At 54.3% G+C, this 26,479-nt stretch carries 22 protein-coding genes; 16 read left to right on the forward strand and 6 right to left on the reverse strand.

Annotation, left to right across the window (positions count from 1 at the left end):
• Window positions 1-85: 85 nt before the first annotated feature.
• Window positions 86-484, reverse strand: coding sequence for a Z-ring associated protein ZapG (gene zapG, locus ACLJTG_RS06010; protein ID WP_001519074.1), 399 nt, complete (start codon window positions 482-484; stop codon window positions 86-88).
• Between the two features lie 192 nt (window positions 485-676).
• Here zapG and zapE point away from each other — a divergent pair, with 192 nt between their 5' ends.
• The 12 genes from zapE to nanQ all read left to right on the forward strand — a co-directional run bounded on the left by zapE (window position 677) and on the right by nanQ (window position 10,904).
• Entirely contained in the window at window positions 677-1,801 is a 1,125-nt protein-coding gene (zapE, locus tag ACLJTG_RS06015) for a cell division protein ZapE (RefSeq protein WP_001191218.1), read from the forward strand.
• Window positions 1,802-2,102: 301 nt separating this feature from the next.
• Window positions 2,103-2,531, forward strand: a complete 429-nt coding sequence (gene rplM, locus ACLJTG_RS06020; RefSeq protein ID WP_000847559.1) for a 50S ribosomal protein L13 — start codon at window positions 2,103-2,105, stop codon at window positions 2,529-2,531.
• Between the two features lie 15 nt (window positions 2,532-2,546).
• Window positions 2,547-2,939, forward strand: coding sequence for a 30S ribosomal protein S9 (gene rpsI / locus ACLJTG_RS06025; RefSeq protein ID WP_000829815.1), 393 nt, complete (start codon window positions 2,547-2,549; stop codon window positions 2,937-2,939).
• A gap of 199 nt (window positions 2,940-3,138) precedes the next feature.
• Entirely contained in the window at window positions 3,139-3,891 is a 753-nt protein-coding gene (locus ACLJTG_RS06030) for a DUF695 domain-containing protein (RefSeq protein WP_000950539.1), read from the forward strand.
• Between the two features lie 262 nt (window positions 3,892-4,153).
• A complete protein-coding gene (gene sspA, locus ACLJTG_RS06035; protein ID WP_000257298.1) occupies window positions 4,154-4,792 on the forward strand; it encodes a stringent starvation protein SspA in 639 nt (212 codons plus the stop codon).
• 5 nt (window positions 4,793-4,797) lie between these two features.
• Entirely contained in the window at window positions 4,798-5,298 is a 501-nt protein-coding gene (gene sspB / locus ACLJTG_RS06040; protein ID WP_000366112.1) for a ClpXP protease specificity-enhancing factor, read from the forward strand.
• Window positions 5,299-5,406: 108 nt separating this feature from the next.
• Complete coding sequence (gene nanR / locus ACLJTG_RS06045) at window positions 5,407-6,198, forward strand: transcriptional regulator NanR (protein ID WP_000382926.1); 792 nt, start codon at window positions 5,407-5,409, stop codon at window positions 6,196-6,198.
• Window positions 6,199-6,332: 134 nt separating this feature from the next.
• Window positions 6,333-7,226 carry an N-acetylneuraminate lyase gene (nanA, locus tag ACLJTG_RS06050; RefSeq protein WP_001029667.1) on the forward strand — a complete coding sequence of 298 codons (894 nt, stop codon included), beginning with the start codon at window positions 6,333-6,335 and terminating at the stop codon, window positions 7,224-7,226.
• A 115-nt stretch (window positions 7,227-7,341) separates the two neighbouring features.
• Window positions 7,342-8,832 (forward strand): sialic acid transporter NanT, encoded by a 1,491-nt coding sequence (gene nanT / locus ACLJTG_RS06055; protein ID WP_000108071.1) that lies wholly within the window; start codon window positions 7,342-7,344, stop codon window positions 8,830-8,832.
• Between the two features lie 46 nt (window positions 8,833-8,878).
• A complete protein-coding gene (locus ACLJTG_RS06060) occupies window positions 8,879-9,568 on the forward strand; it encodes an N-acetylmannosamine-6-phosphate 2-epimerase (RefSeq protein WP_000054439.1) in 690 nt (229 codons plus the stop codon).
• The gene (gene nanK, locus ACLJTG_RS06065; protein WP_000208983.1) at window positions 9,565-10,440 is read left to right on the forward strand and encodes an N-acetylmannosamine kinase; all 876 of its coding nucleotides are present in this window, start codon (window positions 9,565-9,567) and stop codon (window positions 10,438-10,440) included. The genes ACLJTG_RS06060 and nanK overlap by 4 nt, the downstream gene beginning before the upstream one ends.
• Window positions 10,437-10,904: an N-acetylneuraminate anomerase gene (gene nanQ / locus ACLJTG_RS06070; RefSeq protein WP_000979905.1), complete on the forward strand. Its 468-nt coding sequence runs from the start codon at window positions 10,437-10,439 to the stop codon at window positions 10,902-10,904. Before nanK ends, nanQ begins: the two co-directional genes overlap by 4 nt.
• Window positions 10,905-10,986: 82 nt before the next feature.
• Here the strand turns inward: nanQ and ACLJTG_RS06075 are convergent, their stop codons facing one another.
• The 5 genes from ACLJTG_RS06075 to gltB all read right to left on the reverse strand — a co-directional run bounded on the left by ACLJTG_RS06075 (window position 10,987) and on the right by gltB (window position 20,821).
• Complete coding sequence (locus ACLJTG_RS06075; protein ID WP_001180685.1) at window positions 10,987-12,267, reverse strand: cytosine deaminase; 1,281 nt, start codon at window positions 12,265-12,267, stop codon at window positions 10,987-10,989.
• Window positions 12,254-13,507 (reverse strand): cytosine permease, encoded by a 1,254-nt coding sequence (gene codB / locus ACLJTG_RS06080; RefSeq protein ID WP_410958903.1) that lies wholly within the window; start codon window positions 13,505-13,507, stop codon window positions 12,254-12,256. Before codB ends, ACLJTG_RS06075 begins: the two co-directional genes overlap by 14 nt.
• 115 nt (window positions 13,508-13,622) lie before the next feature.
• Window positions 13,623-14,726, reverse strand: coding sequence for a YhcG family protein (locus ACLJTG_RS06085; RefSeq protein WP_000184305.1), 1,104 nt, complete (start codon window positions 14,724-14,726; stop codon window positions 13,623-13,625).
• Window positions 14,727-14,932: 206 nt separating this feature from the next.
• Window positions 14,933-16,351 (reverse strand): glutamate synthase subunit GltD, encoded by a 1,419-nt coding sequence (gene gltD, locus ACLJTG_RS06090; protein ID WP_000081637.1) that lies wholly within the window; start codon window positions 16,349-16,351, stop codon window positions 14,933-14,935.
• 9 nt (window positions 16,352-16,360) lie between these two features.
• Complete coding sequence (gltB, locus tag ACLJTG_RS06095) at window positions 16,361-20,821, reverse strand: glutamate synthase large subunit (protein ID WP_080102132.1); 4,461 nt, start codon at window positions 20,819-20,821, stop codon at window positions 16,361-16,363.
• A 671-nt stretch (window positions 20,822-21,492) separates the two neighbouring features.
• Between gltB and ACLJTG_RS06100 the strand changes: the two genes are divergently transcribed.
• The 4 genes from ACLJTG_RS06100 to mtgA all read left to right on the forward strand — a co-directional run bounded on the left by ACLJTG_RS06100 (window position 21,493) and on the right by mtgA (window position 26,457).
• A complete protein-coding gene (locus ACLJTG_RS06100) occupies window positions 21,493-22,422 on the forward strand; it encodes a TIGR01212 family radical SAM protein (RefSeq protein ID WP_001176876.1) in 930 nt (309 codons plus the stop codon).
• Between the two features lie 93 nt (window positions 22,423-22,515).
• On the forward strand, window positions 22,516-24,852 hold the full coding sequence (gene arcB / locus ACLJTG_RS06105; protein ID WP_000809820.1) for an aerobic respiration two-component sensor histidine kinase ArcB: 2,337 nt from the start codon (window positions 22,516-22,518) through the stop codon (window positions 24,850-24,852).
• 226 nt (window positions 24,853-25,078) lie between these two features.
• The gene (gene elbB / locus ACLJTG_RS06110; protein WP_198898193.1) at window positions 25,079-25,732 is read left to right on the forward strand and encodes an isoprenoid biosynthesis glyoxalase ElbB; all 654 of its coding nucleotides are present in this window, start codon (window positions 25,079-25,081) and stop codon (window positions 25,730-25,732) included.
• Window positions 25,729-26,457 carry a monofunctional biosynthetic peptidoglycan transglycosylase gene (gene mtgA / locus ACLJTG_RS06115; RefSeq protein WP_000044657.1) on the forward strand — a complete coding sequence of 243 codons (729 nt, stop codon included), beginning with the start codon at window positions 25,729-25,731 and terminating at the stop codon, window positions 26,455-26,457. The genes elbB and mtgA overlap by 4 nt, the downstream gene beginning before the upstream one ends.
• Window positions 26,458-26,479: the final 22 nt, after the last annotated feature.

Consider the following 26,479-nt stretch of genomic DNA (forward strand, 5'->3'; position numbering starts at 1 on the left):
CTGGTAACAATGATAATAGCTGGGACAGGAAAGATAGAGAGAGGGCGCAAGCGATGCGCCCGATAAATTTCTTAACGGCGTGCGATTAATCGCGCTTTGCGCCGCTACGTAACAGGCCAGACGCGCCTTCAGAATAATCACGTGGCATTTGTACTGGCGCCTGATCGTTGCTCGCCTCAGACTCCGCCAGACGGTTACGGAACGGATTCGACTCCGCAGACATTTCCGGCAGCAGGCTGCTGGAGCTTTTCGCCATATGCTGATACAGCTGGCGGTAATCATGCGCCATGGTATCCAGCAGTTCCGCGCTGCGGGCAAAGTGGCTAACTAGCTCTTCACGGTACTCTTCCAGCTCAGCTTTGTTTTTTTCCAGTTCGTACTGCAATGCCTGCTGTTGACGTAACTTACGATTACCAAAACGCATGGCCACGGCACCAATGATGATACCGACGACTAATCCAATTAGCGCATATTCCCAGGTCATGAACATCTCCCGTTGTCTTATGTTTCCGTAGGGTGTTGGCTCCAGGCTCCATGCCCGCGCCTGATTATGCCACTATAACCGCTAATTCCGTAGAAGTGGAATCCCGACAGCATATCGCGTAGTGTAGAACGGCCTTTTTTTCGTCAGCCGTGAACGACGGCACATCGATTTTCAAGGAATAACAATAACATTATGCAAAGCCTTTCCCCTACATCGCGTTATCTCCAGGCACTCAACGAAGGCACCCATCAGCCTGACGACGTACAGAAAGAGGCGGTCGACCGTCTGGAAACCCTTTATCAGGCGCTCACCGCGAAAAAATCGTCGGCTACGCCACCCGGCGGTCTGATAGCGCGACTGGGGAAATTATTAGGCAAAAACGAACCGGACGCGCAAATACCGGTTCGCGGGCTGTATATGTGGGGGGGCGTGGGTCGCGGCAAAACCTGGCTCATGGATCTCTTCTACCACAGCCTGCCGGGTGAGCGAAAATTACGCCTGCATTTTCATCGGTTTATGCTGCGCGTGCATGAAGAACTTACCGCGCTACAGGGACAGATCGATCCGTTAGACATTATTGCCGATCGGTTTAAAACCGAGACGGACGTACTGTGTTTCGATGAGTTTTTCGTCACCGATATTACCGACGCCATGCTGCTGGGCGGTTTAATGAAAGCGCTGTTTGCACGCGGCATTACGCTGGTCGCGACCTCCAATATTCCGCCGGATGAACTCTACCGCAACGGTTTGCAACGCGCCCGCTTCCTGCCGGCTATCGATGCCATTAAACAGCACTGCGACATTATGAATGTGGACGCCGGCGTCGATTACCGGCTGCGGACGCTGACGCAGGCCCATTTATGGCTAACGCCGCTTAATGATGAAACCCGGCGGCAAATGGATAAACTGTGGCTGGCGTTAGCGGGGGCCGCGCGCGCGCACGCTCCGACGCTGGAAATCAATCATCGCTCTTTATCCACCCTGGGCGTTGAAAACCAAACGCTAGCGGTCTCTTTCGCTACGCTGTGCGTCGAGGCCCGCAGCCAGCATGATTACATTGCGCTCTCAAGGTTATTTCACACGGTTCTGCTGTTTGACGTGCCGGTCATGACGCCGCTGATGGAGAACGAAGCGCGCCGCTTTATTGCGCTGGTGGATGAGTTTTACGAGCGCCACGTTAAGCTGGTGGTCAGCGCCGCCGCACCGTTATATGAAATTTATCAGGGGGAACGGCTCAAGTTTGAATTTCAGCGCTGTCTGTCACGCCTGCAAGAGATGCAGAGTGCGGAGTACCTCAAGCGGGAGCATATGCCGTAAGCCGGACAAGCGCAGCGCCCCGGCATTATGCGGTATTATATCTGTGCAACCTCCCCGACCGAGGGTGAACCAGGCCTGAACAAAACCCGCGGCAAATCGCAAAAAGGGGTCGATCTTTGACCTGGACTTCTCTATAATCCTGCGACCCCACGTTACAAGAGAGTTTTTTCCCAAACTTTCTCTGTGCCGGCCAAACATATCCGAGGGGGTAGGTTTACCGGACTTTGTCGTGTGAACCTCAACTATTTAAAACGTTTGGGTGTTCACCAACGTGTAACTTATTTATTTGGGTAAGCTTTTAATGAAAACTTTTACAGCTAAACCAGAAACCGTAAAACGCGACTGGTATGTTGTTGACGCGACCGGTAAAACTCTGGGCCGTCTGGCTACTGAACTGGCTCGTCGCCTGCGCGGTAAGCACAAAGCGGAATACACTCCGCACGTAGATACTGGTGATTACATCATCGTTCTGAACGCTGACAAAGTTGCTGTAACCGGCAACAAGCGTACTGACAAAGTGTACTATCACCACACCGGCCACATCGGTGGTATCAAACAAGCGACCTTTGAAGAGATGATTGCCCGCCGTCCTGAGCGTGTGATTGAAATCGCGGTTAAAGGCATGCTGCCAAAAGGCCCGCTGGGTCGTGCTATGTTCCGTAAACTGAAAGTTTACGCGGGCAACGAGCACAACCACGCGGCACAGCAACCGCAAGTTCTTGACATCTAATCGGGATTATAGGCAATGGCTGAAAATCAATACTACGGCACTGGTCGCCGCAAAAGTTCCGCAGCTCGCGTGTTCATCAAACCGGGCAACGGTAAAATCGTTATCAACCAACGTTCTCTGGAACAGTACTTCGGTCGTGAAACTGCCCGCATGGTAGTTCGTCAGCCGCTGGAACTGGTCGACATGGTTGAGAAACTGGATCTGTACATCACTGTTAAAGGTGGTGGTATCTCTGGTCAGGCTGGTGCGATCCGTCACGGTATCACCCGCGCTCTGATGGAGTACGACGAGTCCCTGCGTGGCGAACTGCGTAAAGCTGGCTTCGTTACTCGTGACGCTCGTCAGGTTGAACGTAAGAAAGTCGGCCTGCGTAAAGCACGTCGTCGTCCGCAGTTCTCCAAACGTTAATGGGGTTCTGCTTCGGCAGACAACTGTTAGCGAAAAAACCCGCTTCGGCGGGTTTTTTTATGGCTAAAGTCCGAATCCAGTCTCTTTTCCTCCCTATCTTTAGCATTATTCTCATCTTATTCATCTTTCATGCACGCTCAGAGAAAAGGAAGTCGCAGTGGGATTTTTTAACTCATTGTTTACTAAGAAAGAGTCGTTAATGCTGTCGAATAAATGGGAATTCTTTATAACAACGGTGGATGACCATGTTACGGGTATACGTGTGGATATCGGCGCCATTCAGGATGAAAAATTTGATCGCCTTATCCATACCGGGTTCTTACGTGTTCATTACACCAACTGTTATGAAAATGGTTTACCGCAGCCCGATGAAACACAGCGTTTAAATCGTATAGAGGACTGGCTTGATGAAAAGGGGAAGACGTTTCCGATCTGGCTGGTGGGTGTGGTTACCCAACAAGGCTGGCGCGATTTTGTGTTCATGTCGGAAGAGGATCTTAACTGGGAAAAGACGCTGGATAAATTGCTCGCTGGTGGCCCGGAAATCTCTTTTAGTTATAGAGAGAGTCACAATGATAAAGGAAACTTTTACCGCCAGTTCTTGTATCCAACCCGATACGACTGGAACTGGATACACGATTCCCGTGTGTGCCGGGGATTACAGGAACAAGGTGATGATCTGACGCTTCCGCGCGCTATTGATTATTATGCGACATTGCCTACAGAGGTCGCAGCGCGCGACCTGGCGCAAGATATTGCTGCATTACCGTATGGCATAACGCTGGTCAGTATTCGAATGAATGACCCGCAACAGGGGTTTATGGCGTCTTTTATCAGCACCGATGCTCCGCAACAATGGCATATGACAGAAATCACTTGCCAGCTTACCGATCTGGCTGAAAAACATGGCGGCAGTTTTGATGGCTGGGGCGCACCGGTAGTACAGGCATAACAGGCGAAAGACAATATCTCAGGTGGGGCGAGCATTTCAGACCAGGAATATCTCTTTTTCCTCATTTCCAGAATCGACTCACCACAAAGGTCACAAAATCTGGTAAACTATCATCCAATTTTCTGCCCAAATAGCGGGGAATGTTCATTTTTTGTCTCGTTTCTGAGCAATGATGGCTTTTTTCGCCCTGGGTGACATAACATCTGGCTGGTCACATTGTGGCTGGTAGCAGTAAAAATTCTGAATATACCTGGAGGTTTTCATGGCTGTCGCTGCCAACAAACGTTCGGTAATGACGCTGTTTTCTGGTCCTACTGACATCTATAGCCATCAGGTCCGCATTGTGTTGGCTGAAAAGGGTGTTAGTTTTGAGATCGAACATGTGGAAAAGGACAATCCACCTCAGGATCTGATTGACCTCAACCCGAATCAAAGCGTTCCGACACTGGTGGATCGTGAGCTGACCCTGTGGGAATCTCGCATCATTATGGAATATCTGGATGAGCGTTTCCCTCATCCGCCGCTGATGCCGGTTTATCCGGTCGCGCGCGGTGAAAGCCGTCTGTACATGCACCGTATTGAAAAAGACTGGTATACGCTGATGAACGTCATCGTAAACGGGTCTGCTTCCGAGGCCGACTCTGCGCGTAAACAACTGCGTGAAGAGCTGCTGGCGATTGCGCCGGTATTTGGTCAGAAACCGTATTTCCTGAGCGACGAATTCAGCCTGGTTGATTGCTACCTGGCGCCTCTCTTGTGGCGTTTACCGCAGTTGGGTATTGAATTCAGCGGCGCAGGGGCGAAAGAGCTGAAAGGCTATATGACCCGCGTCTTTGAACGTGATTCTTTCCTGGCTTCTTTAACCGAAGCTGAACGTGAAATGCGCCTCGGTCGGGGTTAACCTGTATGGATTTGTCACAGTTGACGCCGCGTCGTCCCTATCTGTTGCGTGCTTTCTACGAGTGGTTGCTGGATAACCAGTTGACTCCGCATCTGGTGGTGGATGTGATGCTGCCTGGCGTGCATGTCCCTATGGAATATGCGCGCGATGGGCAAATCGTCCTCAATATTGCGCCGCGGGCGGTAGGTAATCTGGAGCTGTCTAATGATGAAGTGCGTTTTAATGCGCGCTTCGGCGGCGTTCCCCGTCAGGTTTCTGTGCCTTTGGCTGCGGTGCTGGCGATTTACGCCCGTGAAAACGGCGCAGGCACCATGTTTGAGCCTGAAGCCGCCTATGATGAAGACGTTGTCAGCTTAAATGATGATGACAATACCGCAGGCGCGGAAAGCGAGACCGTGATGTCCGTCATTGATGGCGATAAGCCCGACCACGATGACGACAGTAGTCCTGATGACGAGCCGCCTCCGCCGCGTGGCGGACGTCCGGCACTGCGCGTAGTAAAATAATCAACAGGCCCTGAAGGGCCTGTTTTGTTTGGCCTCCTCGCGGGTTCACCCTGCTTTTGAAGCTGTGTTACGATAAGCTTGCTATTATTTGCCACCGACCACTCATGAATGGACGTTATGAACGCATTTGATTCGCAAGCAGAAGATTCACCGACATCCCTCGGGCGTAGTTTGCGCCGCCGCCCGCTGGCGCGTAAAAAACTGTCTGAAATGGTTGAGGAAGAGCTGGAGCAGATGATCCGCCGTCATGAGTTTGGCGAGGGAGAACAGCTACCGTCTGAACGTGAATTAATGGCCTTCTTCAATGTGGGACGTCCCTCCGTGCGTGAAGCGTTAGCTGCGCTGAAGCGTAAAGGTCTGGTGCAAATCAATAACGGCGAACGCGCCCGCGTCTCGCGCCCCTCCGCTGATACCATCATCAGTGAACTGTCGGGTATGGCGAAAGATTTTCTTACTCATCCTGGCGGCATCGCTCACTTTGAACAGCTACGGCTTTTCTTTGAATCCAGCCTGGTACGCTATGCGGCGGAACATGCCACCGACGAGCAGATCGCGTTGTTAACGAAAGCGCTGGAAATTAATAGCCAGTCGCTGGATGACAACGCGCTGTTTATTCGTTCGGATGTCGAGTTTCACCGGGTGCTGGCTGAAATTCCCGGCAATCCGATCTTTATGGCTATTCATGTTGCTCTGCTGGACTGGCTAATCGCCGCTCGCCCAAGCGTTCCCGATCGTGAGCTGCATGAACATAATAACGTGAGTTATCAACAGCATATTGTGATTGTTGATGCCATTCGCCAGCGAGATCCCGATAAAGCGGATCGCGCTCTGCAAACCCACCTCAATAGCGTTTCCGCTACCTGGCACGCACTCGGTAAAAAAAGTCAAAAAATGCGGTAGCGATCGCGCCTCCGATCCCAGTTTAGTGAAGCAGATCGCACTATAAGCGTTCTGTATTATTTGCTGCTTATTTGATCTGGTATAACAGGTATAAAGGTAGGTAGTTAATATATTCATCATCCGTAGAGGTAGGTATGGCAAAAGCATTGCAAGGCGTAATGGCGGCGTTGTTGACCCCATTTGATCATCAGCAGCAACTGGATAGCGAAAGCCTGCGCCGTCTGGTGCGTTTTAACATCGGGCAGGGTATCGACGGGCTGTACGTTGGCGGTTCCACCGGGGAAGCATTCGTACAGAGCCTTGCTGAAAGAGAGCAGGTACTGGAGATTGTCGCCGAAGAGGCGAAGGGAAAAATCACGCTGATCGCCCATGTCGGGACGGTAAGCACCGCAGAAAGCCAGCAGCTTGCCAGCGCCGCAAAGCGTTACGGTTTTGATGCGGTCTCTGCGGTGACGCCTTTTTATTACCCTTTCAGTTTTGAAGAGCACTGTGACCATTATCGGGCAATCATTGATTCCGCAGATGGATTGCCGATGGTGGTATACAACATTCCGGCGTTAAGCGGTGTAAAACTTACCCTCGATCAGATCAATACGCTGGTGACATTACCGGGCGTGAGCGCGCTGAAGCAAACCTCCGGCGATCTCTTCCAGATGGAGCAGATCCGCCGCGCGCATCCGGATCTGGTGCTGTACAACGGTTATGACGAAATCTTCGCTTCCGGCCTGCTGGCGGGCGCGGACGGCGGTATCGGCAGCACATACAACATTATGGGCTGGCGTTACCAGGGGATTGTGCAGGCATTACGTGAGGGCGATGTGGCGAAAGCGCAGCGTCTGCAAACCGAGTGCAATAAGGTTATTGATTTACTGATTAAAACCGGCGTATTCCGCGGCCTGAAAACGGTCCTGCATTATATGGACGTGGTATCGGTGCCGCTGTGTCGTAAACCGTTCGCGCCTGTTGATGAAAAATACCTGCCGGCGCTCAAGGCGCTGGCTCAACAACTGATGGAAGAAAAGGCGTAACAGCATAATGCCGGGGGCGCTACGCTTGCCCGGCCTACAACAGTGTGAGCGGTAGGCCGGATAAGGCGGAGCCGCCATTCGGCATAACGACAACAAAAATCGTCGGGAGAGTAAAATGAGTACTTCTACCCAGAACATCCCGTGGTATCGCCATCTCAACCGGGCGCAGTGGCGGGCATTTTCCGCTGCCTGGCTGGGATATCTGCTTGATGGTTTTGATTTTGTGTTGATTGCTCTTGTACTGACTGAGGTACAAAGCGAATTTGGGCTGACGACGGTACAGGCGGCAAGCCTGATTTCTGCGGCTTTTATCTCTCGCTGGTTCGGCGGGTTATTACTGGGCGCGATGGGCGATCGCTATGGGCGTCGTCTGGCGATGGTCAGCAGCATCATTCTGTTTTCGGTGGGAACCCTGGCATGCGGGTTTGCGCCCGGTTACACCACCATGTTCATCGCCCGACTGGTGATTGGTATGGGCATGGCGGGCGAATATGGTTCCAGCGCGACCTATGTGATTGAAAGCTGGCCAAAACATTTACGCAATAAAGCCAGCGGTTTTCTGATTTCCGGCTTCTCCGTCGGCGCGGTCGTTGCCGCGCAGGTGTACAGCCTGGTGGTGCCTGTCTGGGGCTGGCGCGCGCTGTTTTTCATTGGCATTTTGCCAATTATCTTCGCTCTCTGGCTGCGGAAAAACATTCCGGAAGCGGAAGACTGGAAAGAGAAACACGCGGGTAAAGCGCCGGTACGCACGATGGTCGACATTCTTTATCGGGGCGAGCATCGCATCATCAACATTTTAATGACTTTCGCCGCCGCCGCTGCGCTGTGGTTCTGTTTTGCCGGTAACCTACAAAATGCTGCGATTGTGGCGGGGCTGGGACTACTGTGCGCGGTTATCTTTATCAGCTTTATGGTGCAGAGCAGCGGTAAACGCTGGCCCACTGGCGTCATGCTGATGCTGGTGGTACTGTTTGCTTTCCTCTATTCCTGGCCGATTCAGGCGCTATTACCTACTTATCTGAAAACCGAGCTGGCCTACGATCCGCATACGGTGGCGAATGTCCTGTTCTTTAGCGGATTTGGCGCGGCGGTTGGTTGCTGCGTAGGCGGTTTTCTTGGTGACTGGCTGGGAACGCGTAAAGCATATGTCTGTAGCCTGCTGGCCTCGCAAATCCTCATTATTCCGGTCTTTGCGATTGGCGGCACAAACGTCTGGGTTCTGGGTCTGCTACTGTTTTTCCAACAGATGTTGGGGCAGGGGATTGCCGGGATTCTGCCGAAACTGATCGGCGGTTACTTCGATACCGATCAGCGCGCGGCGGGGCTGGGCTTTACTTATAACGTCGGCGCGCTCGGCGGCGCGCTGGCGCCGATCCTGGGAGCGCTGATCGCTCAACGTCTGGATTTGGGCACTGCGCTGGCATCGCTCTCTTTCAGCCTGACGTTTGTCGTGATCCTGCTTATTGGGCTTGATATGCCGTCTCGCGTACAGCGTTGGCTACGTCCGGAAGCGTTACGCACCCACGATGCTATTGACGACAAACCGTTCAGCGGAGCCGTACCGCTTGGCAGTGGTAAAGGTGCCTTTGTAAAAACGAAAAGTTAATCCGCTTGCCCGGTTTTCAACCGGGCAATATTTGTAAGGGAGTAGTATGTCGTTACTTGAACAACTGGATAAAAATATTGCCGCTTCTGGCGGCCTGATTGTCTCCTGCCAGCCCGTTCCGGGCAGCCCGCTGGATAAGCCGGAGATTGTAGCGGCAATGGCGTTGGCAGCGGAACAGGCGGGCGCGGTTGCGGTGCGTATTGAAGGCATAGACAACCTGCGTATGACCCGCTCGCTCGTTTCGGTACCCATTATCGGCATTATCAAACGCGATCTGGACGACTCTCCAGTGCGCATTACCCCTTTTCTCGACGATGTAGATGCGCTGGCACAGGCCGGAGCAGCTATTATCGCCGTTGATGGAACCGCTCGGCAACGGCCGGTAGCCGTTGAGGCGTTGTTGGCGCGCATTCATCACCACCATCTACTGGCGATGGCCGACTGCTCATCCGTGGACGATGGTCTCGCCTGTCAACGGTTGGGCGCGGACATTATCGGCACGACAATGTCCGGCTACACCACCCCCGATACGCCGGAGGAACCCGATCTGCCCTTAGTCAAAGCGTTGCATGACGCCGGATGCCGGGTAATAGCCGAAGGGCGCTATAACTCGCCAGCACTGGCAGCGGAGGCGATCCGCTATGGCGCATGGGCGGTGACGGTGGGGTCCGCCATTACCCGTCTGGAACATATCTGTGGATGGTATAACGACGCATTAAAAAAGGCGGCGTCATGACTACGTTAGCAATCGATATTGGCGGTACTAAACTTGCCGCCGCGCTCATCGACAACAACTTGCGCATTAGCCAGCGTCGCGAGCTACCGACCCCCGCGAGCAAAACGCCGGATGCGTTACGTGAAGCATTAAAGGCGCTGGTTGAACCACTACGGGCAGAGGCGCGTCAGGTAGCGATAGCTTCTACCGGGATCATTCAGGAAGGGATGCTGCTGGCGCTAAACCCCCATAATCTGGGCGGCTTGCTACACTTTCCGTTAGTACAAACACTGGAAACGATCGCAGGCCTGCCGACGCTGGCGGTGAACGACGCGCAGGCGGCGGCCTGGGCGGAGTATCACGCGCTCCCTGATGATATCCGCGATATGGTATTTATCACCGTTTCAACCGGCGTTGGCGGCGGCGTTGTCTGCGACGGCAAGCTTCTTACCGGAAAAGGCGGTCTGGCCGGGCACCTGGGACACACCCTGGCGGACCCACACGGGCCCGTATGCGGCTGTGGACGCGTTGGCTGCGTAGAGGCCATCGCCTCCGGACGAGGGATGGCCGCGGCGGCGCGGGACGATCTGGCGGGATGCGACGCCAAAACCCTATTTATTCGCGCTGGCGAAGGTCATCAGCAGGCGCGACATCTGGTAAGCCAATCCGCGCAGGTAATAGCGCGGATGATCGCCGATGTGAAAGCGACTACCGACTGCCAGTGTGTGGTCATTGGCGGCAGCGTAGGGTTAGCTGAGGGATACCTGGAGCAGGTTCGCGCGTTTTTGATGCAAGAGCCTGCGCCTTATCACGTGGCGCTGAGCGCCGCTCGCTATCGGCATGACGCAGGATTATTAGGCGCTGCGTTGTTAGCTCAAGGAGACACATTATGATGATGGGGGAAGTACAGTCGTTGCCTTCTTGCGGGTTGCATCCGCGATTGTTGGATGCCTTGACTCTCGCGCTGGCGGCAAGGCCGCAGGAGAAAGCGCCGGGGCGCTATGAATTGCAGGGCGACAATGTCTTTATGAATGTAATGCAGTTAACGACGCAAATGCCGGCCGAGAAGAAAGCGGAATTGCATGAACAATACATTGATATTCAGCTACTACTAACCGGCGTCGAGCGTATTGCGTTTGGGATGTCCGGTGCCGCTCGCCAGTGCGAGGAGATGCACGTTGAAGAGGATTACCAGCTTTGTAGTCAAATTGTCGACGAGCAGACTATTACGCTGCAAGCGGGGATGTTTGCTGTGTTTATGCCGGGAGAACCGCATAAACCGGGATGTGCAGTGGGTGAGCCGGATGACATCAAGAAAGTGGTAGTGAAAGTACGCGCCAGTCTGCTGGCGGCCTGAATCTCTTGCCGGAGCAGTCTTCCGAACGCAGCCCCTTACGGGGCTGCGTGGTGAATGTGCCGGAGAGCGCGGGTATGACGGGTTAACGCTTAAACGTCACGGCTTCCGGCTGGGTCAGGTGCAGCGTCGTCTGGCTCGGCACCGTCTCGGCAATTACCCGCCCGTGGCGAATCGAGTAACGGGCAGGCGTCTGGCGACGTACCGCGTCGAATCCATTCTCAGCGGGTAAGATAACCAGATTCGCGGCATTGCCGACGCTCAGACCGTAGTCCTGCAGGTGCAAAGTTTTTGCGCTGTGGATAGTGATCAGATTTAACCCGTCGTTGATTTGCCCATACCCCATCAACTGGCAAACGTGTAACCCCATATGCAGCACCTGCAGCATATTGGCGGTGCCTAATGGATACCACGGGTCGAAGACGTCATCATGGCCAAAGCAGACGTTGATCCCCGCTTCCAGCATCTCTTTCACCCGCGTGACGCCACGACGTTTCGGGTAAGTGTCAAACCGTCCTTGCAGATGAATATTCACCAGCGGGTTGGCGACGAAGTTAATCCCCGACATTTTCAACAGGCGGAACAAGCGTGACGCATACGCGCCGTTGTACGAGTGCATAGCCGTGGTATGGCTGGCGGTCACGCGCGCCCCCATGCCATCACGATGCGCCAGCGCCGCGACCGTTTCGACAAAGCGAGACTGCTCGTCATCAATTTCGTCGCAGTGCACATCGATCAAGCGATCGTATTTCTGCGCCAGGGCGAAGGTTTTGTGCAGCGATTCAACGCCATATTCCCGCGTGAACTCAAAGTGCGGAATGGCGCCAATAACGTCAGCGCCCAAACGCACGGCTTCCTCTAACAGCGCTTCACCGTTAGGATAAGACAGAATACCTTCTTGCGGAAAGGCGACAATTTGCAGGTCTACCCACGGCGCAACCTCTTGCTTCACTTCCAGCATGGCTTTCAGCGCGGTGAGCGTAGGATCTGAAACGTCAACGTGAGTACGAACGTACTGGATGCCGTTAGCCATCTGCCATTTCAGGGTCTGCATCGCGCGCGCTTTCACATCTTCATGCGTGAGCATTGCTTTACGTTCTGCCCAGCGCTCAATCCCTTCAAACAGTGTGCCGGACTGGTTCCAGCTCGGTTCACCCGCCGTTTGCGTGGTATCCAGGTGGATATGTGGCTCAACAAACGGTGGAATAGCCAGGCCGCCTTCGGCATCAAGCACTTCGCCCTGCGGTAACGATGCGGCTTCCTGAGGCTCAATCCGGCTAAAGCGCCCGTTTTCAATCGTAATCTGCCATAATCCTTCGTGTCCCTGCAGACGCGTCTGACGAATAGTGATGTTATTGTTCTGCATGGCTGACCTCTGGTGATTTAGCAAGGCTGCGGTTGAAAAGTGGATTCAGCAGGATATAGCTGAAGACGCCGCCGAGTACGGCGTTGACGGGCACAATACCAGGAACATAATGTCCGGCGGCGATGCCCAGCGCGACGGAAAGAATAGCAATCCAGTTAACGGGAATAAAGCGCACGGTGTTGAAGTCGGCATAGCGGCGGCGGTTCAACAGATAGTCGGCAATAATCACTCCGCCAATCGGTGGGATGGCAGATGACAGGAACGTCAGCCAGCCGACAAAATTATTGTAAAGCCACAGCGCGCACACGGTACCGATAATCCCGTTCACCACCGACAGCGTGCGGCTGGAAAGACCGGTAATATTGGCGAAGCCCAGACCCGATGCGTACAGCGCGTTATCGTTGGTGGTCCAGATATTCAGGCCAAGCACCACAATCGCGGGCAGCAGCAGCCCCTGCGCTATCATCACGTCAGAGATATCCGCCTGACCGACGGCGGCAGCGCCTGCCGCGCCAAAGATAAACATCAGCGAGTTGCCGAGGAAAAAAGCGACCATCGCAATCAGTACGGCGCTTTTGGCATGACGCCCGAAGCGGACGAAGTCGGCGGTCAATGTACCGGCGCTGACAAACGAGCCCACCACCAGCGCCAGCGCGCTGGAAAAATCCAGCGGCGTCTGCGGCGCTATCGTTTTTAAATGCTCCAGCCCACCCACGCCGCTGACCGCCATCCAGACGGAGTAGCTGCCCAGAATAACGATCGCGGGTACGGCAATGATAGACAAAATGGTCAACGCCGAGATGCCGAAAAAAATGGTCAGGGTCATCAGTAGACCCGAAACGGCAATCAGAATATTGGCATCAATGCCCGTCGCTTTACTGACCGGAATAGCGAACATCGCTACGCCAACGCCAAACCAGCCTACCTGTGTGCCGCCTAGCAGCAGCGAGGGAAGCCATGATCCTTTAACGCCAAAGGAGTAACGTGCAAGGAGGTGGGTGGAGAGTCCGGTTTTTGCGCCGATGTAGCCAAGAAATGCAGTGTAGATACCGAGGAGGAGATTACCGAAGAGAACTGCGAGGAAGAAATCGTGATAGGTAAGACCGGCGCCGAGTGTCCCTCCGGTCCACATACTGGCGGAAAAAAACGTTAAACCCAACATGACAAACGTCAGTGGAATCACGCCCTTCCGCGCCGCCAGAGGGACGGGGCCCTGGCTATAATTGTTGTCCTGCGACACAACGCCTCCATGAATTTTGCCCAAAAAATCCGCCGCATAATATACAGTTCTCAGAATAAAGCAAACGTTTTCGTGTGATATTTTTTTGATAATTATTCATGACATTAATGGTTCGTTAGTTTTTCTCCGTTGTCAGTGAACCACCGCGTGTGAGTTGAGTTTCCAGCATGGTTTGCGAACGAATAAGTTCGTCTGTGAGTAATTTTTCGTCGGGCAACTGCACTTTGTACTCGCTCGCCATGATGGTGTTTGGCAGGCCAGTCAGCGCGTAATGCGCTTCCCCCGCGCCTTTCCCTGCGCACAAAACCAGGCCGACTGGCGGGTTTTCTCCGGGCATTGTCCAGTGCTCTTTGGCATAGTTCAGGTACATATTCATCTGCCCGGCATCCGCATAACCGAATTTGCCTACTTTCAGGTCAACGAGCAACAGGCAGCGCAAGCGACGATGGAAGAACAGCAGATCGACGCGGAACCAGCTATCGTCTATGCGTAGCCGGCGTTGGCGGCCAACAAAAGCAAAATCGTCACCGAGCTCCAGCATAAAGTCCATCAGGTGGCTGAGCAGCGCGTCTTCGAGATCTGATTCGGAATACTCGTCCTTCAGGTTAAGAAATTCCAGAATGAACGGGTCGCGTATGGCTTGCTCCGGCAAAACGTTTGGCTCGGCGGGTGCAGGCTGCTGCAACATGGCGGATTTGTCGTGGGACAGTAGCGTTCGTTCGTAAAATTGAGTGGCGATTTGCCTGTCGAGCTGCCGTACGGACCAGCCGTTACGTAGCGTCTCTTTCTCGTAAAAAGTGCGGGCATCGGGATTTTTTACCGACAAGAGGCGGACATACGCCGACCAGGGAAGAGGGAATGTTTTGGCGAGCGGTATGAGATTTGAAGATTCCGCAGACAGTGTCTGCGGAATTTCAATATGTTGAAAACAAAGATAAAATGTACGAATTTGCCATAGGTTTCTGGTGGAAAAACCGCGCTTATAGCGCTGACTTAAATCTACCGATAATCGTTCGATAAGCTGAGTACCATAGGCCGCTCGCGCTTCTCCTCCCTGTTCAAATTCGACAATGCGTCGGCCAATTTCCCAGTAGGTGGCAGTCATAATGGCATTGATGCTGCGCACGGTCTCGGTACGTGCCGTATCGACCAGACGAATAATACCGTCATGGATTTGCTGATATTCATCAGACTGTGGCGCTAAAGTTGGATTCGTCATGTCATCCCTTACGTGATAGTTTCATTGTGAAATTAGAACGCTATCAATACGCTTCAGGCGTAAACGGATCAATCCATGAACGGATTTTACATGGCATTACATCTCGATTTACGAGCGGGTTTCCAGAATCGGCAGGAGAGATATTGAGGAGAGGAATATCGGCTCCCCAGCCATCAGCCAAGGCAGTAAGCGGGGAGCCGGAAGGGTTACACTTCGAGGTAGTTCATAATCCCGTCAGCCGCCTTACGGCCTTCGGCAATCGCCGTCACCACCAGATCGGAACCGCGCACGATGTCGCCACCGGCGAAGATTTTCGGGTTGCTGGTCTGGAAAGCATTATCGCTGCGTTCCGGCGCGATAATTCGTCCCTGCGAGTCCAGTTCCACGCTGTGTTTCGCCAGCCATTCCATGCTGTGTGGACGAAAACCAAATGCCATCACCACCGCATCAGCTGGAACCACATGCTCGGAACCGGCGACGATCTCCGCCCGTCGACGGCCTTGGGCATCCGGTTCGCCCATTTCAGTGCGCACCATTTTTACGCCGCTCACTTTGCCGTTGGCATTGACTTCAATGCCCAGCGGTTGAACGTTAAACTGAAACTCGACACCTTCCTCGCGCGCGTTTTTCACTTCGCGTCTGGAACCCGGCATGTTCTCTTCATCACGACGATAAGCACAGGTTACGTGCGTTGCGCCCTGGCGTATGGAGGTACGTACGCAGTCCATTGCGGTATCGCCGCCGCCCAGCACCACCACGCGCTTTCCTTCCATACTGACATATGGTTCGTCGCTGGTTTCGCCAAACCCCATGATCTGCTTCGTATTGGCGATCAGGAACGGCAGAGCGTCGAAAACCCCGTCCGCATCTTCATTTTCCAGCCCGCCGCGCATCGACTGATAGGTGCCGACGCCAAGGAATACCGCATCGTAATCTTTCAGCAGATCTTCAAGCTGTACATCACGACCCACTTCGGTATTAAGTTTGAACTCAATACCCATGCCGGTGAAGATCTCGCGACGGCGGGTCATCACCTCTTTTTCCAGTTTGAAAGCTGGAATACCGAAGGTCAGCAGGCCGCCGATTTCCGGATGGCGATCAAAGACCACCGCCTTCACGCCGTTGCGGGTCAGCACGTCGGCGCACGCCAGCCCTGCCGGACCTGCGCCGATAATCGCTACCCGTTTGTCCGTCTGGCGCACGCCGGTCATATCCGGGCGCCAGCCCATTTCGAACGCTTTATCGTTGATATAGCGCTCAATGTTACCGATGGTCACTGCGCCGAACTCATCGTGCAGCGTACAGGAGCCTTCGCACAGGCGGTCCTGCGGGCAGACGCGGCCACACACTTCCGGCAGGGTGTTGGTCTGGTGCGATAGCTCAGCCGCCTCAAAAATACGCCCTTCGTTAGCCAGTTTCAGCCAGTTCGGGATGTAGTTATGTACCGGACATTTCCACTCGCAGTAGGGGTTCCCGCAGGACAAACAGCGATCCGCCTGGGCTTTCGCCTGACCTTCAGAAAACGGTTCGTAGATTTCAACAAACTCGATCTTACGGATCTTCAGCGGTTTCTTCGGCGGATCAACGCGCTGCAGGTCGATAAATTGATAAACATTCTGGCTCATTTCAATTCCTTACTGCGCCTGCACGCGCAATTCTGCCGCACTACGACTACGGTGGCCCAACAGGGCTTTGACATCGCTGGACTTGGGCTTAACTAACGCGAATTGGGTTGAGAAGCTTGACCACCTGGACAGGATCTCTTCGCCGCGTTGCGAACCAGTATGCTGCACGTGCTCGGTGATCAGACCGCGCAGATGCTCTTCGTGGATAGCCAGCGAATCAACGTCCAGTACTTCTACCAGTTCCGGGTTCACGCGTTTACGGAATTCGCCATCTTCGTCCAGCACATAGGCGAAGCCGCCGGTCATCCCCGCGCCGAAGTTAACGCCGGTTTTACCCAACACGCAGACGATGCCGCCGGTCATGTATTCACAGCCGTTGTCGCCGATGCCCTCTACTACGGTAATCGCCCCGGAGTTACGCACGCCGAAACGTTCGCCCGCGCGGCCCGCCGCGTACAGACGGCCACCGGTGGCTCCATACAGGCAGGTGTTGCCGATAATGCTGGCTTTATGACTGAGGAAGGCGGAACCTACCGGCGGTCTGATGGCGATCAAACCGCCTGCCATACCTTTACCGACATAGTCGTTGGCATCGCCAGTCAGATATAACTCTACGCCGCCCGCGTTCCACACGCCAAAGCTCTGGCCTGCGGTACCGCTGAAGTGCGCTTTAATCGGATCGGAAGCCAGCCCCTGATCGCCGTGGGTCTGTGCGATATAGCCGGAAAGCGACGCGCCGACGGAACGATCGGTGTTGCGGATGTCGAACCAGAAGGTTTTGCTCTGGCGCGCATCGACAAACGGCTTCGCCTGCTGCAACAATTGCGCATTTAGCACGCCGTTATCAAACGGCGGGTTATTCTCGGTGCAGTACAGCGCTTTACCCGGATGAGGTTCAGCGGTTTCCAGTAGACGAGACAGCGCCAGCTTCTGCTGTTTAGCGGTGAAGCCATCCAGCTCTTTCAGCAGGTCGGTGCGGCCAATCAAATCCACCAGGCGGGTCACGCCAAGCGAAGCCATCAGCTCGCGCACTTCGCGGGCGATAAATTCAAAGTAGTTAGTCACTTTGAACGGCAGGCCGTGATAGTGGTTCTTACGCAGCTTGTCATCCTGAGTTGCTACGCCGGTTGCGCAGTTATTCAGGTGGCAGATACGCAGGTATTTACAGCCCAGCGCCACCATCGGGCCGGTGCCGAAGCCGAAACTTTCCGCACCGAGAATCGCCGCTTTAATGATGTCGACGCCGGTTTTCAGACCGCCGTCCACCTGCAGACGAATCTTGTGACGCAGGCCGTTAGCGACCAGCGCCTGCTGGGTTTCAACAAGTCCGAGTTCCCACGGGCAACCAGCGTATTTCACTGAAGAGAGCGGGCTGGCGCCGGTACCGCCGTCGTAGCCGGCGATAGTGATCAGATCCGCATAGGCTTTCGCCACGCCGGTCGCGATGGTGCCGACGCCCGGTTCGGATACCAGCTTCACGGAGATCATCGCCTTCGGGTTGACCTGCTTGAGATCGAAAATGAGCTGCGCTAAGTCCTCGATAGAGTAGATATCGTGGTGCGGTGGCGGGGAGATCAGCGTCACGCCCGGCACTGAATAGCGCAGTTTAGCGATATACGGAGTGACTTTATCCCCCGGCAACTGACCGCCTTCGCCCGGTTTCGCGCCCTGAGCGACTTTAATCTGAATCACATCGGCATTGACCAGGTAGGCCGGCGTCACGCCAAAGCGACCGGAGGCCACCTGTTTGATACGCGACACTTTATTGGTGCCGTAGCGCGCCGGGTCTTCGCCGCCTTCGCCGGAGTTGGAGTTGCCGCCGAGGCTGTTCATCGCTTCCGCCAGCGCTTCGTGCGCTTCCGGACTTAATGCGCCGATAGACATGGCTGCGGTATCAAAGCGTTTAAACAGCTCACTGGCGGGCTCAACCTCGTCAATAGTCACCGCCTCGCCGTCTGGATGTATCGCCAGCAGATCGCGCAGCGTTGCCGCCGGACGCTCATTGACCAGTTTGGCGTATTCCTGATAATCGCTGTACTCGCCGCTCTGTACCGCCTGTTGCAGGGTACGCACGACATCCGGGTTATAGGCGTGATATTCGCCGCCGTGGACGTACTTCAGCAGGCCGCCCGGGCTAATGGGTTTGCGCGCCAGCCAGGCGCGTTTGGAGAGATTCAGCAGATCCTGCTGGAAGTCATCAAAGCTCGCGCCGCCGATACGGCTGACCACGCCCTGGAAGCACAGGTTTACCACATCATCGTGCAGTCCGACCGCTTCAAACAGTTTGGAGCAGCGGTAAGAGGCAATGGTCGAAATGCCCATTTTGGACATAATCTTGTACAGCCCCTTGTTGATGCCGTTACGGTAGTTCTGCATCACGGTACGGTAGTTTTTGGCGATGGCCTGGGTATCAATCAGACGCCCCAGCGTTTCGTAGGCCAGGTACGGATAGATAGCCGTTGCGCCAAAGCCGAGCAGTACCGCAAAGTGATGCGGATCGCGGGCGCTTCCGGTTTCTACGATGATGTTGGCGTCGCAGCGCAGGCTTTGTTCTACCAGACGCGTTTGCACCGCGCCCACCGCCATCGGCGCGGGGACCGGCAGGCGATTCTTACCGATATTGCGATCCGAGAGGACCAGCAGCACGGTGCCGTTGCGCACCATCTGTTCCGCTTTATCGCACAGCGCCTTAACCGTCGCGTTCAGTGTGGTTTCGGTCACGTCGAAGGTGATATCCAGACGGTCAGCGCGATAATGCTCCTCTTTCATGGTGGTGAGCTGTTTGAAATCGGAGTACAGCAGAATTGGCGATTTAAAACTCAGGCGATGGGCCTGACCTTCCGCTTCGCAGAAGACGTTCATTTCGCGACCGATGCTGGTGGCGAGCGACATGACGTGCGCTTCACGCAGCGGGTCGATAGGCGGGTTAGTGACCTGCGCGAACTGCTGGCGGAAGTAGTCGTAAATAATACGCGGCTGGCTGGAGAGCACGGCAAAGGGGGTATCGTCGCCCATTGAACCGACGGCTTCCTGGCCGTTTTCGCCCAATACGCGGATAACCGAGTCCAGCTCTTCGGCGCTGTAGTTAAACTGTTTCTGATAGCTGGCGAGCAGGTCATCGTCCAGTTCGCGGCTACCAACTTCTTCATCAGGCAGCTCTTCAAACGGCACCAGGCGGCGGACGTTTTTCTCCATCCACTCTTTATATGGATGGCGGCTTTTCAGATCGTCATCGGTTTCCGCGGAATGCAGAATACGTCCGCCGCGGGTGTCGATCACCATCAGCTCGCCTGGGCCGACGCGGCCTTTCTCGACCACTTCATCCGGCTGATAGTCCCAGATACCGACTTCGGAGGCGCAGGTGATCAGCTTATCTTTGGTAATGACGTAGCGTGCCGGGCGCAGGCCGTTACGGTCAAGGTTACAGGCGGCGAAGCGCCCGTCGGACATCACGATGCCTGCCGGACCGTCCCACGGCTCCATATGCATGGAGTTAAAGTCAAAGAAGGCGCGCAGATCCTGGTCCATATCGGGGTTGTTCTGCCAGGCGGGCGGCACCAACAGGCGCATGGCGCGGATGATGTCCATCCCGCCTGCCAGCAGCAGTTCCAGCATGTTGTCCAGCGAGCTGGAATCCGAACCGGTTTCGTTAACAAACGGCGCAGCGGACTGTAAGTCCGGGATCAGCGGCGTCTGGAATTTATAGGTACGGGCGCGCGCCCACTGGCGGTTGCCGGTGATGGTGTTAATCTCGCCGTTATGCGCCAGGTAGCGGAACGGCTGCGCCAGCGGCCAACGTGGAACGGTGTTAGTGGAAAAGCGCTGGTGGAACAGGCAGATGGCCGATTCCAGACGCAGATCCGCAAGATCCAGGTAGAAGCGCGGCAGATCCGCCGGCATACACAGACCTTTATAAATGTTGACCAGGTTCGACAGGCTGCATATGTAGAAATCTTTGTCGTCCTGCAGGCGTTTTTCAATGCGTCGGCGGGCGATAAACAGACGGCGCTCCATATCACGCGGACGCCAGCCCGCCGGAGCGTTGACAAAAATCTGCTCAATACGCGGCAGGGAGGAGAGGGCGATTTCACCGAGCACGCCTTCATTGGTGGGCACATCGCGCCAGCCGACAATCGACAGGGTTTCCTGCTGTAATTCTTCTTCGACAATATGGCGTGACGCGGCGGCCAGTTCAGGATCTTTATTTAAAAAGATCATCCCGACGGCGTAGTTTTTGGCTAAGCGCCAGCCGCGCTCTTCGGCCACGATGCGAAAGAAACGGTCAGGTTTTTGTAACAGCAAGCCGCAACCGTCGCCGGTTTTACCGTCGGCAAGGATCGCGCCACGGTGCTGCATCCGGGCCAGCGCGTGTATGGCGGTACGCACTACCTTGTGGCTAGGTTCGCCTTCTATGTGGGCGATCAGGCCGAAACCACAGTTATCCTTCTCAAGGGATTTATCGTACAACATATCAGTGAACCTCCCCAGGCTCTACGGGACGCTCTCCCAACCGACGGCGCGCGGGCACAGCAAGAGCATGGCGACGGGGCTGGCGCATCATACGCTTACCTCGCATTCGCCCTCTTTGTGTCCTTTGCGCATTGGTAAATACGGTTAAGAGGGAATCTCAATTACTGCATAAATATGATGAGCAGACGGCTCATCCAGAAAGCTTCCAGCGGATCCCCAACTTATCGGGAATCCACACCCAGGTCAAATGGCAAACTGATTTATGCAAAAGTGTGCTGTAGCACAGATAACTTTTTGAATATATTGAAATTAAAAGGTTTTTTATAGAGGGGCTGCTAATACGGAGCGGCAGAAAGCCTGTGATCTGTCTCACTATAAGAGCCGCTCGCCAGACGTTATCTGACCTTTCTTTTTCAAAAATCTTGGCATTTTATGCTGTTTTAAGCGTGAGCAGTATTGAATGCTACTGTTTTTATCGATGACCCAGCAGACGCTGAAAAAAGAGGGGAATATCAGGAAAAATCATCAACGGGATTATGAATGAAATGTCGTTTATTTTGCTTGATTATGCAACGGATAAAAGCCTTCCGGGACGATTGATCCAGGTCATCGCCAAAGGAGACTAAAAATGGCAGGCTTTGGCCTCTTTTTAAGAGGCGGTCTATCAGATTATGCAGTTACAGAAATTAGTCAATATGTTTGGTGGGGATCTTTTACGTCGGTATGGGCAAAAGGTTCATAAGCTGACGCTTCATGGCGGTTTTAGCTGCCCTAATCGCGACGGCACCATCGGGCGTGGCGGTTGCACCTTCTGTAATGTCGCCTCTTTTGCCGATGAGGCGCAGCAGCATCATTCGATTGCCGAGCAGCTTGCGCATCAGGCGCATCTGGTGAACCGCGCTAAACGCTATCTGGCCTATTTCCAGGCCTACACCAGCACCTTTGCGGAAGTGCAGGTGCTGCGTTCGATGTATCAACAGGCGGTCAGCCAGGCCAGTATCGTCGGGTTATGCGTCGGTACGCGTCCGGATTGCGTCCCGCAGGCAGTAGTAGATTTACTGTGTGAATATAAAGATCAAGGCTACGAGGTGTGGCTGGAACTGGGATTGCAAACCGCGCACGATGAAACCCTGCACCGAATTAACCGCGGGCATGACTTCGCCTGCTATCAGCGTACCACCCGGATTGCCCGGGAGCGCGGGCTGAAAGTGTGCGCGCATCTGATTGTGGGGCTGCCGGGCGAAGGCCAGAGTGAATGCCTGCAAACCATGGAGCGTGTGGTGGAGACGGGCGTTGATGGTATTAAACTGCATCCGCTGCATATTGTGAAAGGCAGTACGATGGCCAAAGCCTGGGAAGCGGGGCGGCTGAACGGCATCGAACTGGACGACTACACGCTAACGGCAGGTGAGATGATTCGTCATACGCCGCCGGAGGTAATTTATCACCGAATTTCAGCCAGCGCTCGCCGTCCGACGCTGCTTGCCCCGCTGTGGTGCGAGAATCGCTGGACGGGGATGGTTGAGCTGGACAAATACCTGAATGAGCATGGCGTACAGGGCTCTGCGCTGGCCCGTCCCTGGATACCACCTGTAGCGTAGCGTGATGAGGGGCGCTACGCATATTTCGCACAATATTCAACGCGGTTCCCATAATTGGGTATTATGTGCGAAGTTGTGGTGAAGGAATCCTCTATGAAGCAAATTCGTATGCTGGCGCAATACTATGTCGACCTGATGATGAAATTGGGTCTGGTGCGCTTTTCCATGCTCCTGGCGTTGGCATTGGTGGTGCTGGCGATTGTCGTGCAGATGGCGGTGACCATGGTGCTGCATGGTCAGGTTGAAAGTATCGACGTTATTCGTTCCATCTTTTTTGGCCTGTTAATTACGCCCTGGGCGGTCTATTTCTTATCCGTTGTTGTTGAACAACTGGAAGAGTCAAGGCAGCGACTGTCGCGTCTGGTGCAAAAGCTGGAGGAGATGCGCGAGCGCGATCTCAAGCTTAACGTACAGTTGAAGGACAATATTGCCCAGCTTAATCAGGAAATTGCCGATCGCGAAAAAGCGGAAGCGGAGCTGCAAGAGACATTTGAACAGCTAAAAGTAGAAATTAAAGAGCGTGAAGAAGCGCAAATCCAGCTAGAACAGCAATCCTCTTTTCTGCGCTCCTTTCTGGACGCCTCGCCGGATTTGGTTTTTTATCGTAATGAGGATAAAGAATTTTCCGGCTGTAACCGCGCAATGGAATTGCTAACCGGCAAGAGCGAAAAACAGCTGGTGCATTTGAAGCCGGAAGATGTGTACTCTCCCGAAGCGGCGGAGAAAGTCATTGAAACCGACGAAAAAGTATTCCGCCATAACGTCTCCCTGACCTACGAACAGTGGCTGGATTACCCGGACGGACGAAAGGCCTGCTTTGAAATTCGTAAAGTGCCTTATTACGACCGTGTCGGTAAACGTCATGGCCTGATGGGATTTGGTCGTGATATTACCGAACGTAAGCGTTATCAGGACGCGCTGGAGCGCGCCAGCCGCGACAAGACCACGTTTATCTCTACCATCAGTCATGAGCTGCGCACCCCGCTTAACGGCATCGTCGGTTTAAGCCGCATCCTGCTGGATACCGATCTCACCGCCGAACAGGAAAAATACCTTAAGACAATCCATGTCTCCGCCGTGACGTTAGGCAATATTTTCAATGATATCATTGATATGGATAAGATGGAGCGGCGTAAGGTTCAGCTTGATAACCAACCGGTTGATTTCACCAGCTTTATGGCCGATCTGGAAAACCTTTCCGGTTTGCAGGCGCAGCAAAAAGGGCTACGTTTTGTGCTTGAGCCGACGCTGCCGCTGCCGCACAAAGTCATTACCGACGGAACGCGTCTGCGCCAGATTTTATGGAATTTGATCAGCAATGCGGTGAAGTTTACTCAGCAGGGCCAGGTGACGGTGCGGGCGCGCTATGATGAAGGCGACATGCTGCACTTTGAAGTGGAAGATTCCGGGATCGGCATTCCGCAGGATGAGCAGGATAAAATTTTCGCCATGTATTATCAGGTGAAAGACAGTAACGGCGGCAAACCGGCGACGGGGACCGGTATCGGGCTGGCGGTCTCCCGTCGGCTGGCGAAAAATATGGGCGGCGATATTACCGTTTCCAGTCTGCCGGGCAAAGGATCGACCTTTACGCTAACGGTTCATGCGCCAGCGGTGGCGGAAGAGGTGGAGGACGCCTTTGATGAAGACGACATGCCGCTGCCCGCGCTGCATGTTCTGCTGGTCGAAGATATTGAACTGAACGTGATTGTGGCGCGTTCAGTACTGGAAAAACTGGGTAACAGCGTGGATGTCGCGATGACCGGCAAGGCGGCGCTGGAGATGTTCGCGCCGGGCGAATATGACCTGGTCTTACTGGATATTCAGCTACCGGATATGACGGGTCTGGATATTGCCAGAGAACTGACCCGTCGCCACACGCGGGAAGATTTACCGCCGCTGGTAGCGCTTACGGCTAACGTTCTGAAAGATAAAAAAGAGTATCTGGACGCTGGTATGGACGATGTGCTGAGTAAGCCGCTGTCGGTGCCAGCCTTAACCGCGATGATTAAAAAATTCTGGGATGCCACCGATAAAGAGGAGAGTACCGTGACGCCTGAAGAGAGCGATAAAGCGCAAGCGCTGCTGGATATCCCGATGCTGGAACAATACATCGAGTTGGTTGGGCCTAAATTGATCACCGACGGTCTCGCGGTGTTTGAAAAAATGATGCCTGGCTATTTAAGCGTGCTGGAGTCCAATCTGACGGCGCGTGACAAAAAAGGCGTCGTTGAGGAAGGGCATAAGATTAAAGGCGCCGCCGGTTCGGTAGGGCTGCGTCATCTGCAACAGCTTGGCCAGCAAATCCAGTCGCCGGATCTTCCCGCCTGGGAAGATAATGTCGCGGAATGGATTGAAGAGATGAAGCAGGAGTGGCAGCACGATGTCGCGGTGCTGAAAGCCTGGGTGGCAAACGCGGAAAAAAAATGACCCCGGTTTGACCGGGGTGCGCGAATACTGCGCCAACACCAGGGAAATCGTGGCTGCGCCGTGCTTATTATGATGATGTCAAAGGCGCAGTCCTGTTTTCAGGCCGCACGCAGTTAAGATAGCAAATCCTAAATGATTTGTTACATGAATCATTTAAATGTGTGAAGCGTAGCATTTTAATCAAAATTATTAATGGGCTTGAGTCGGTTGCAGGAGGATGTTCACCATGAAAAAAATTGGCGTAGTGCTCAGCGGATGCGGCGTCTATGACGGCACCGAAATTCATGAGGCCGTTCTGACGCTGTTGGCCATTGCCCGCAGCGGCGCGCAGGCTGTCTGCTTCGCGCCGGATAAACCACAAGCGGATGTTATTAATCACCTGACCGGCGAAGCGATGGCGGAAACGCGTAACGTTCTGATTGAGGCGGCGCGTATTACGCGGGGCGATATTCGTCCCCTGTCCCAGGCGCAGCCAGAGGAACTGGATGCGCTCATTGTGCCCGGTGGTTTCGGCGCGGCGAAGAACCTGAGTAATTTCGCCAGCCAGGGGAGCGAATGCCGGGTGGATAGCGATGTCGTCGCGCTGGCGAAGGCCATGCACCGGTCCGGCAAGCCGCTGGGATTCATCTGTATCGCGCCCGCAATGTTGCCGAAAATCTTTGACTTCCCGCTACGTCTGACAATAGGGACGGATATTGATACCGCTGAAGTACTTGAAGAGATGGGCGCCGAACACGTACCTTGCCCGGTTGATGATATCGTTGTGGACGAGGATAACAAGGTCGTGACCACCCCTGCCTATATGCTGGCGCAGGATATCGCTCAGGCGGCAAGCGGCATTGATAAATTAGTGTCGCGCGTGCTGGTTCTGGCGGAATGAGCAAACGACGCATCGCGCCGTTAACGTTTTTGCGCCGTCTACTTTTACGTATCCTTGCTGCGCTCGCCGTCTTTTGGGGCGGCGGCATTGCGCTGTTTAGCGTGGTTCCGGTGCCTTTTTCGGCGGTGATGGCGGAACGGCAGATTAGCGCCTGGCTAAGTGGAGAATTTGGTTATGTGGCGCATTCTGACTGGGTCAGTATGGCGGATATCTCGCCGTGGATGGGGCTGGCGGTAATTGCGGCGGAAGACCAGAAGTTCCCTGAGCACTGGGGCTTTGATGTTCCGGCGATTGAAAAAGCGTTGGCGCATAATGAGCGGAATGAGAGCCGTATTCGCGGCGCCTCTACGCTTTCGCAGCAAACGGCGAAAAATCTCTTTTTATGGGATGGACGCAGTTGGGTGCGCAAAGGTCTGGAGGCTGGGCTAACGCTGGGCATTGAAACTGTCTGGAGCAAAAAACGCATTCTCACGGTTTATCTGAATATCGCGGAGTTTGGCGATGGTATTTTTGGCGTGGAGGCTGCGGCACAACGGTATTTTCATAAACCTGCCAGTCGCTTGAGTGTGTCTGAAGCCGCGTTGCTGGCGGCGGTATTGCCAAATCCGTTACGCTATAAGGCGAATGCGCCGTCTGGCTATGTGCGTAGCCGGCAGGCGTGGATTATGCGCCAGATGCGACAACTGGGCGGGGAATCTTTTATGACGCGCAACCAGCTTAATTAATTTTGCCGATTGGCGGCGCGAA

It is taken from the genome of Salmonella sp. SAL00672, from assembly GCF_046552175.1.
GTDB classification, from domain to species: Bacteria; Pseudomonadota; Gammaproteobacteria; order Enterobacterales; family Enterobacteriaceae; genus Salmonella; species Salmonella enterica.

Excerpts from the sequence above, each read along its gene's own strand:
- nanA (WP_001029667.1), top strand. The coding sequence starts at position 6,333 with ATGGCAAAAGCATTGCAAGGCGTAATGGCGGCGTTGTTGACCCCATTT.
- ACLJTG_RS06060 (WP_000054439.1), top strand. The coding sequence starts at position 8,879 with ATGTCGTTACTTGAACAACTGGATAAAAATATTGCCGCTTCTGGCGGC.
- arcB (WP_000809820.1), top strand. The coding sequence starts at position 22,516 with ATGAAGCAAATTCGTATGCTGGCGCAATACTATGTCGACCTGATGATG.
- mtgA (WP_000044657.1), top strand. The coding sequence starts at position 25,729 with ATGAGCAAACGACGCATCGCGCCGTTAACGTTTTTGCGCCGTCTACTT.
- ACLJTG_RS06085 (WP_000184305.1), bottom strand. The coding sequence starts at position 14,726 with ATGACGAATCCAACTTTAGCGCCACAGTCTGATGAATATCAGCAAATC.
- nanR (WP_000382926.1), top strand. The coding sequence starts at position 5,407 with ATGGACGTTATGAACGCATTTGATTCGCAAGCAGAAGATTCACCGACA.
- gltB (WP_080102132.1), bottom strand. The coding sequence starts at position 20,821 with ATGTTGTACGATAAATCCCTTGAGAAGGATAACTGTGGTTTCGGCCTG.
- rpsI (WP_000829815.1), top strand. The coding sequence starts at position 2,547 with ATGGCTGAAAATCAATACTACGGCACTGGTCGCCGCAAAAGTTCCGCA.
- elbB (WP_198898193.1), top strand. The coding sequence starts at position 25,079 with ATGAAAAAAATTGGCGTAGTGCTCAGCGGATGCGGCGTCTATGACGGC.
- ACLJTG_RS06030 (WP_000950539.1), top strand. The coding sequence starts at position 3,139 with ATGCTGTCGAATAAATGGGAATTCTTTATAACAACGGTGGATGACCAT.
- rplM (WP_000847559.1), top strand. The coding sequence starts at position 2,103 with ATGAAAACTTTTACAGCTAAACCAGAAACCGTAAAACGCGACTGGTAT.
- sspA (WP_000257298.1), top strand. The coding sequence starts at position 4,154 with ATGGCTGTCGCTGCCAACAAACGTTCGGTAATGACGCTGTTTTCTGGT.
- ACLJTG_RS06100 (WP_001176876.1), top strand. The coding sequence starts at position 21,493 with ATGCAGTTACAGAAATTAGTCAATATGTTTGGTGGGGATCTTTTACGT.
- zapE (WP_001191218.1), top strand. The coding sequence starts at position 677 with ATGCAAAGCCTTTCCCCTACATCGCGTTATCTCCAGGCACTCAACGAA.
- ACLJTG_RS06075 (WP_001180685.1), bottom strand. The coding sequence starts at position 12,267 with ATGCAGAACAATAACATCACTATTCGTCAGACGCGTCTGCAGGGACAC.
- nanT (WP_000108071.1), top strand. The coding sequence starts at position 7,342 with ATGAGTACTTCTACCCAGAACATCCCGTGGTATCGCCATCTCAACCGG.
- nanQ (WP_000979905.1), top strand. The coding sequence starts at position 10,437 with ATGATGATGGGGGAAGTACAGTCGTTGCCTTCTTGCGGGTTGCATCCG.
- zapG (WP_001519074.1), bottom strand. The coding sequence starts at position 484 with ATGACCTGGGAATATGCGCTAATTGGATTAGTCGTCGGTATCATCATT.
- sspB (WP_000366112.1), top strand. The coding sequence starts at position 4,798 with ATGGATTTGTCACAGTTGACGCCGCGTCGTCCCTATCTGTTGCGTGCT.
- gltD (WP_000081637.1), bottom strand. The coding sequence starts at position 16,351 with ATGAGCCAGAATGTTTATCAATTTATCGACCTGCAGCGCGTTGATCCG.
- nanK (WP_000208983.1), top strand. The coding sequence starts at position 9,565 with ATGACTACGTTAGCAATCGATATTGGCGGTACTAAACTTGCCGCCGCG.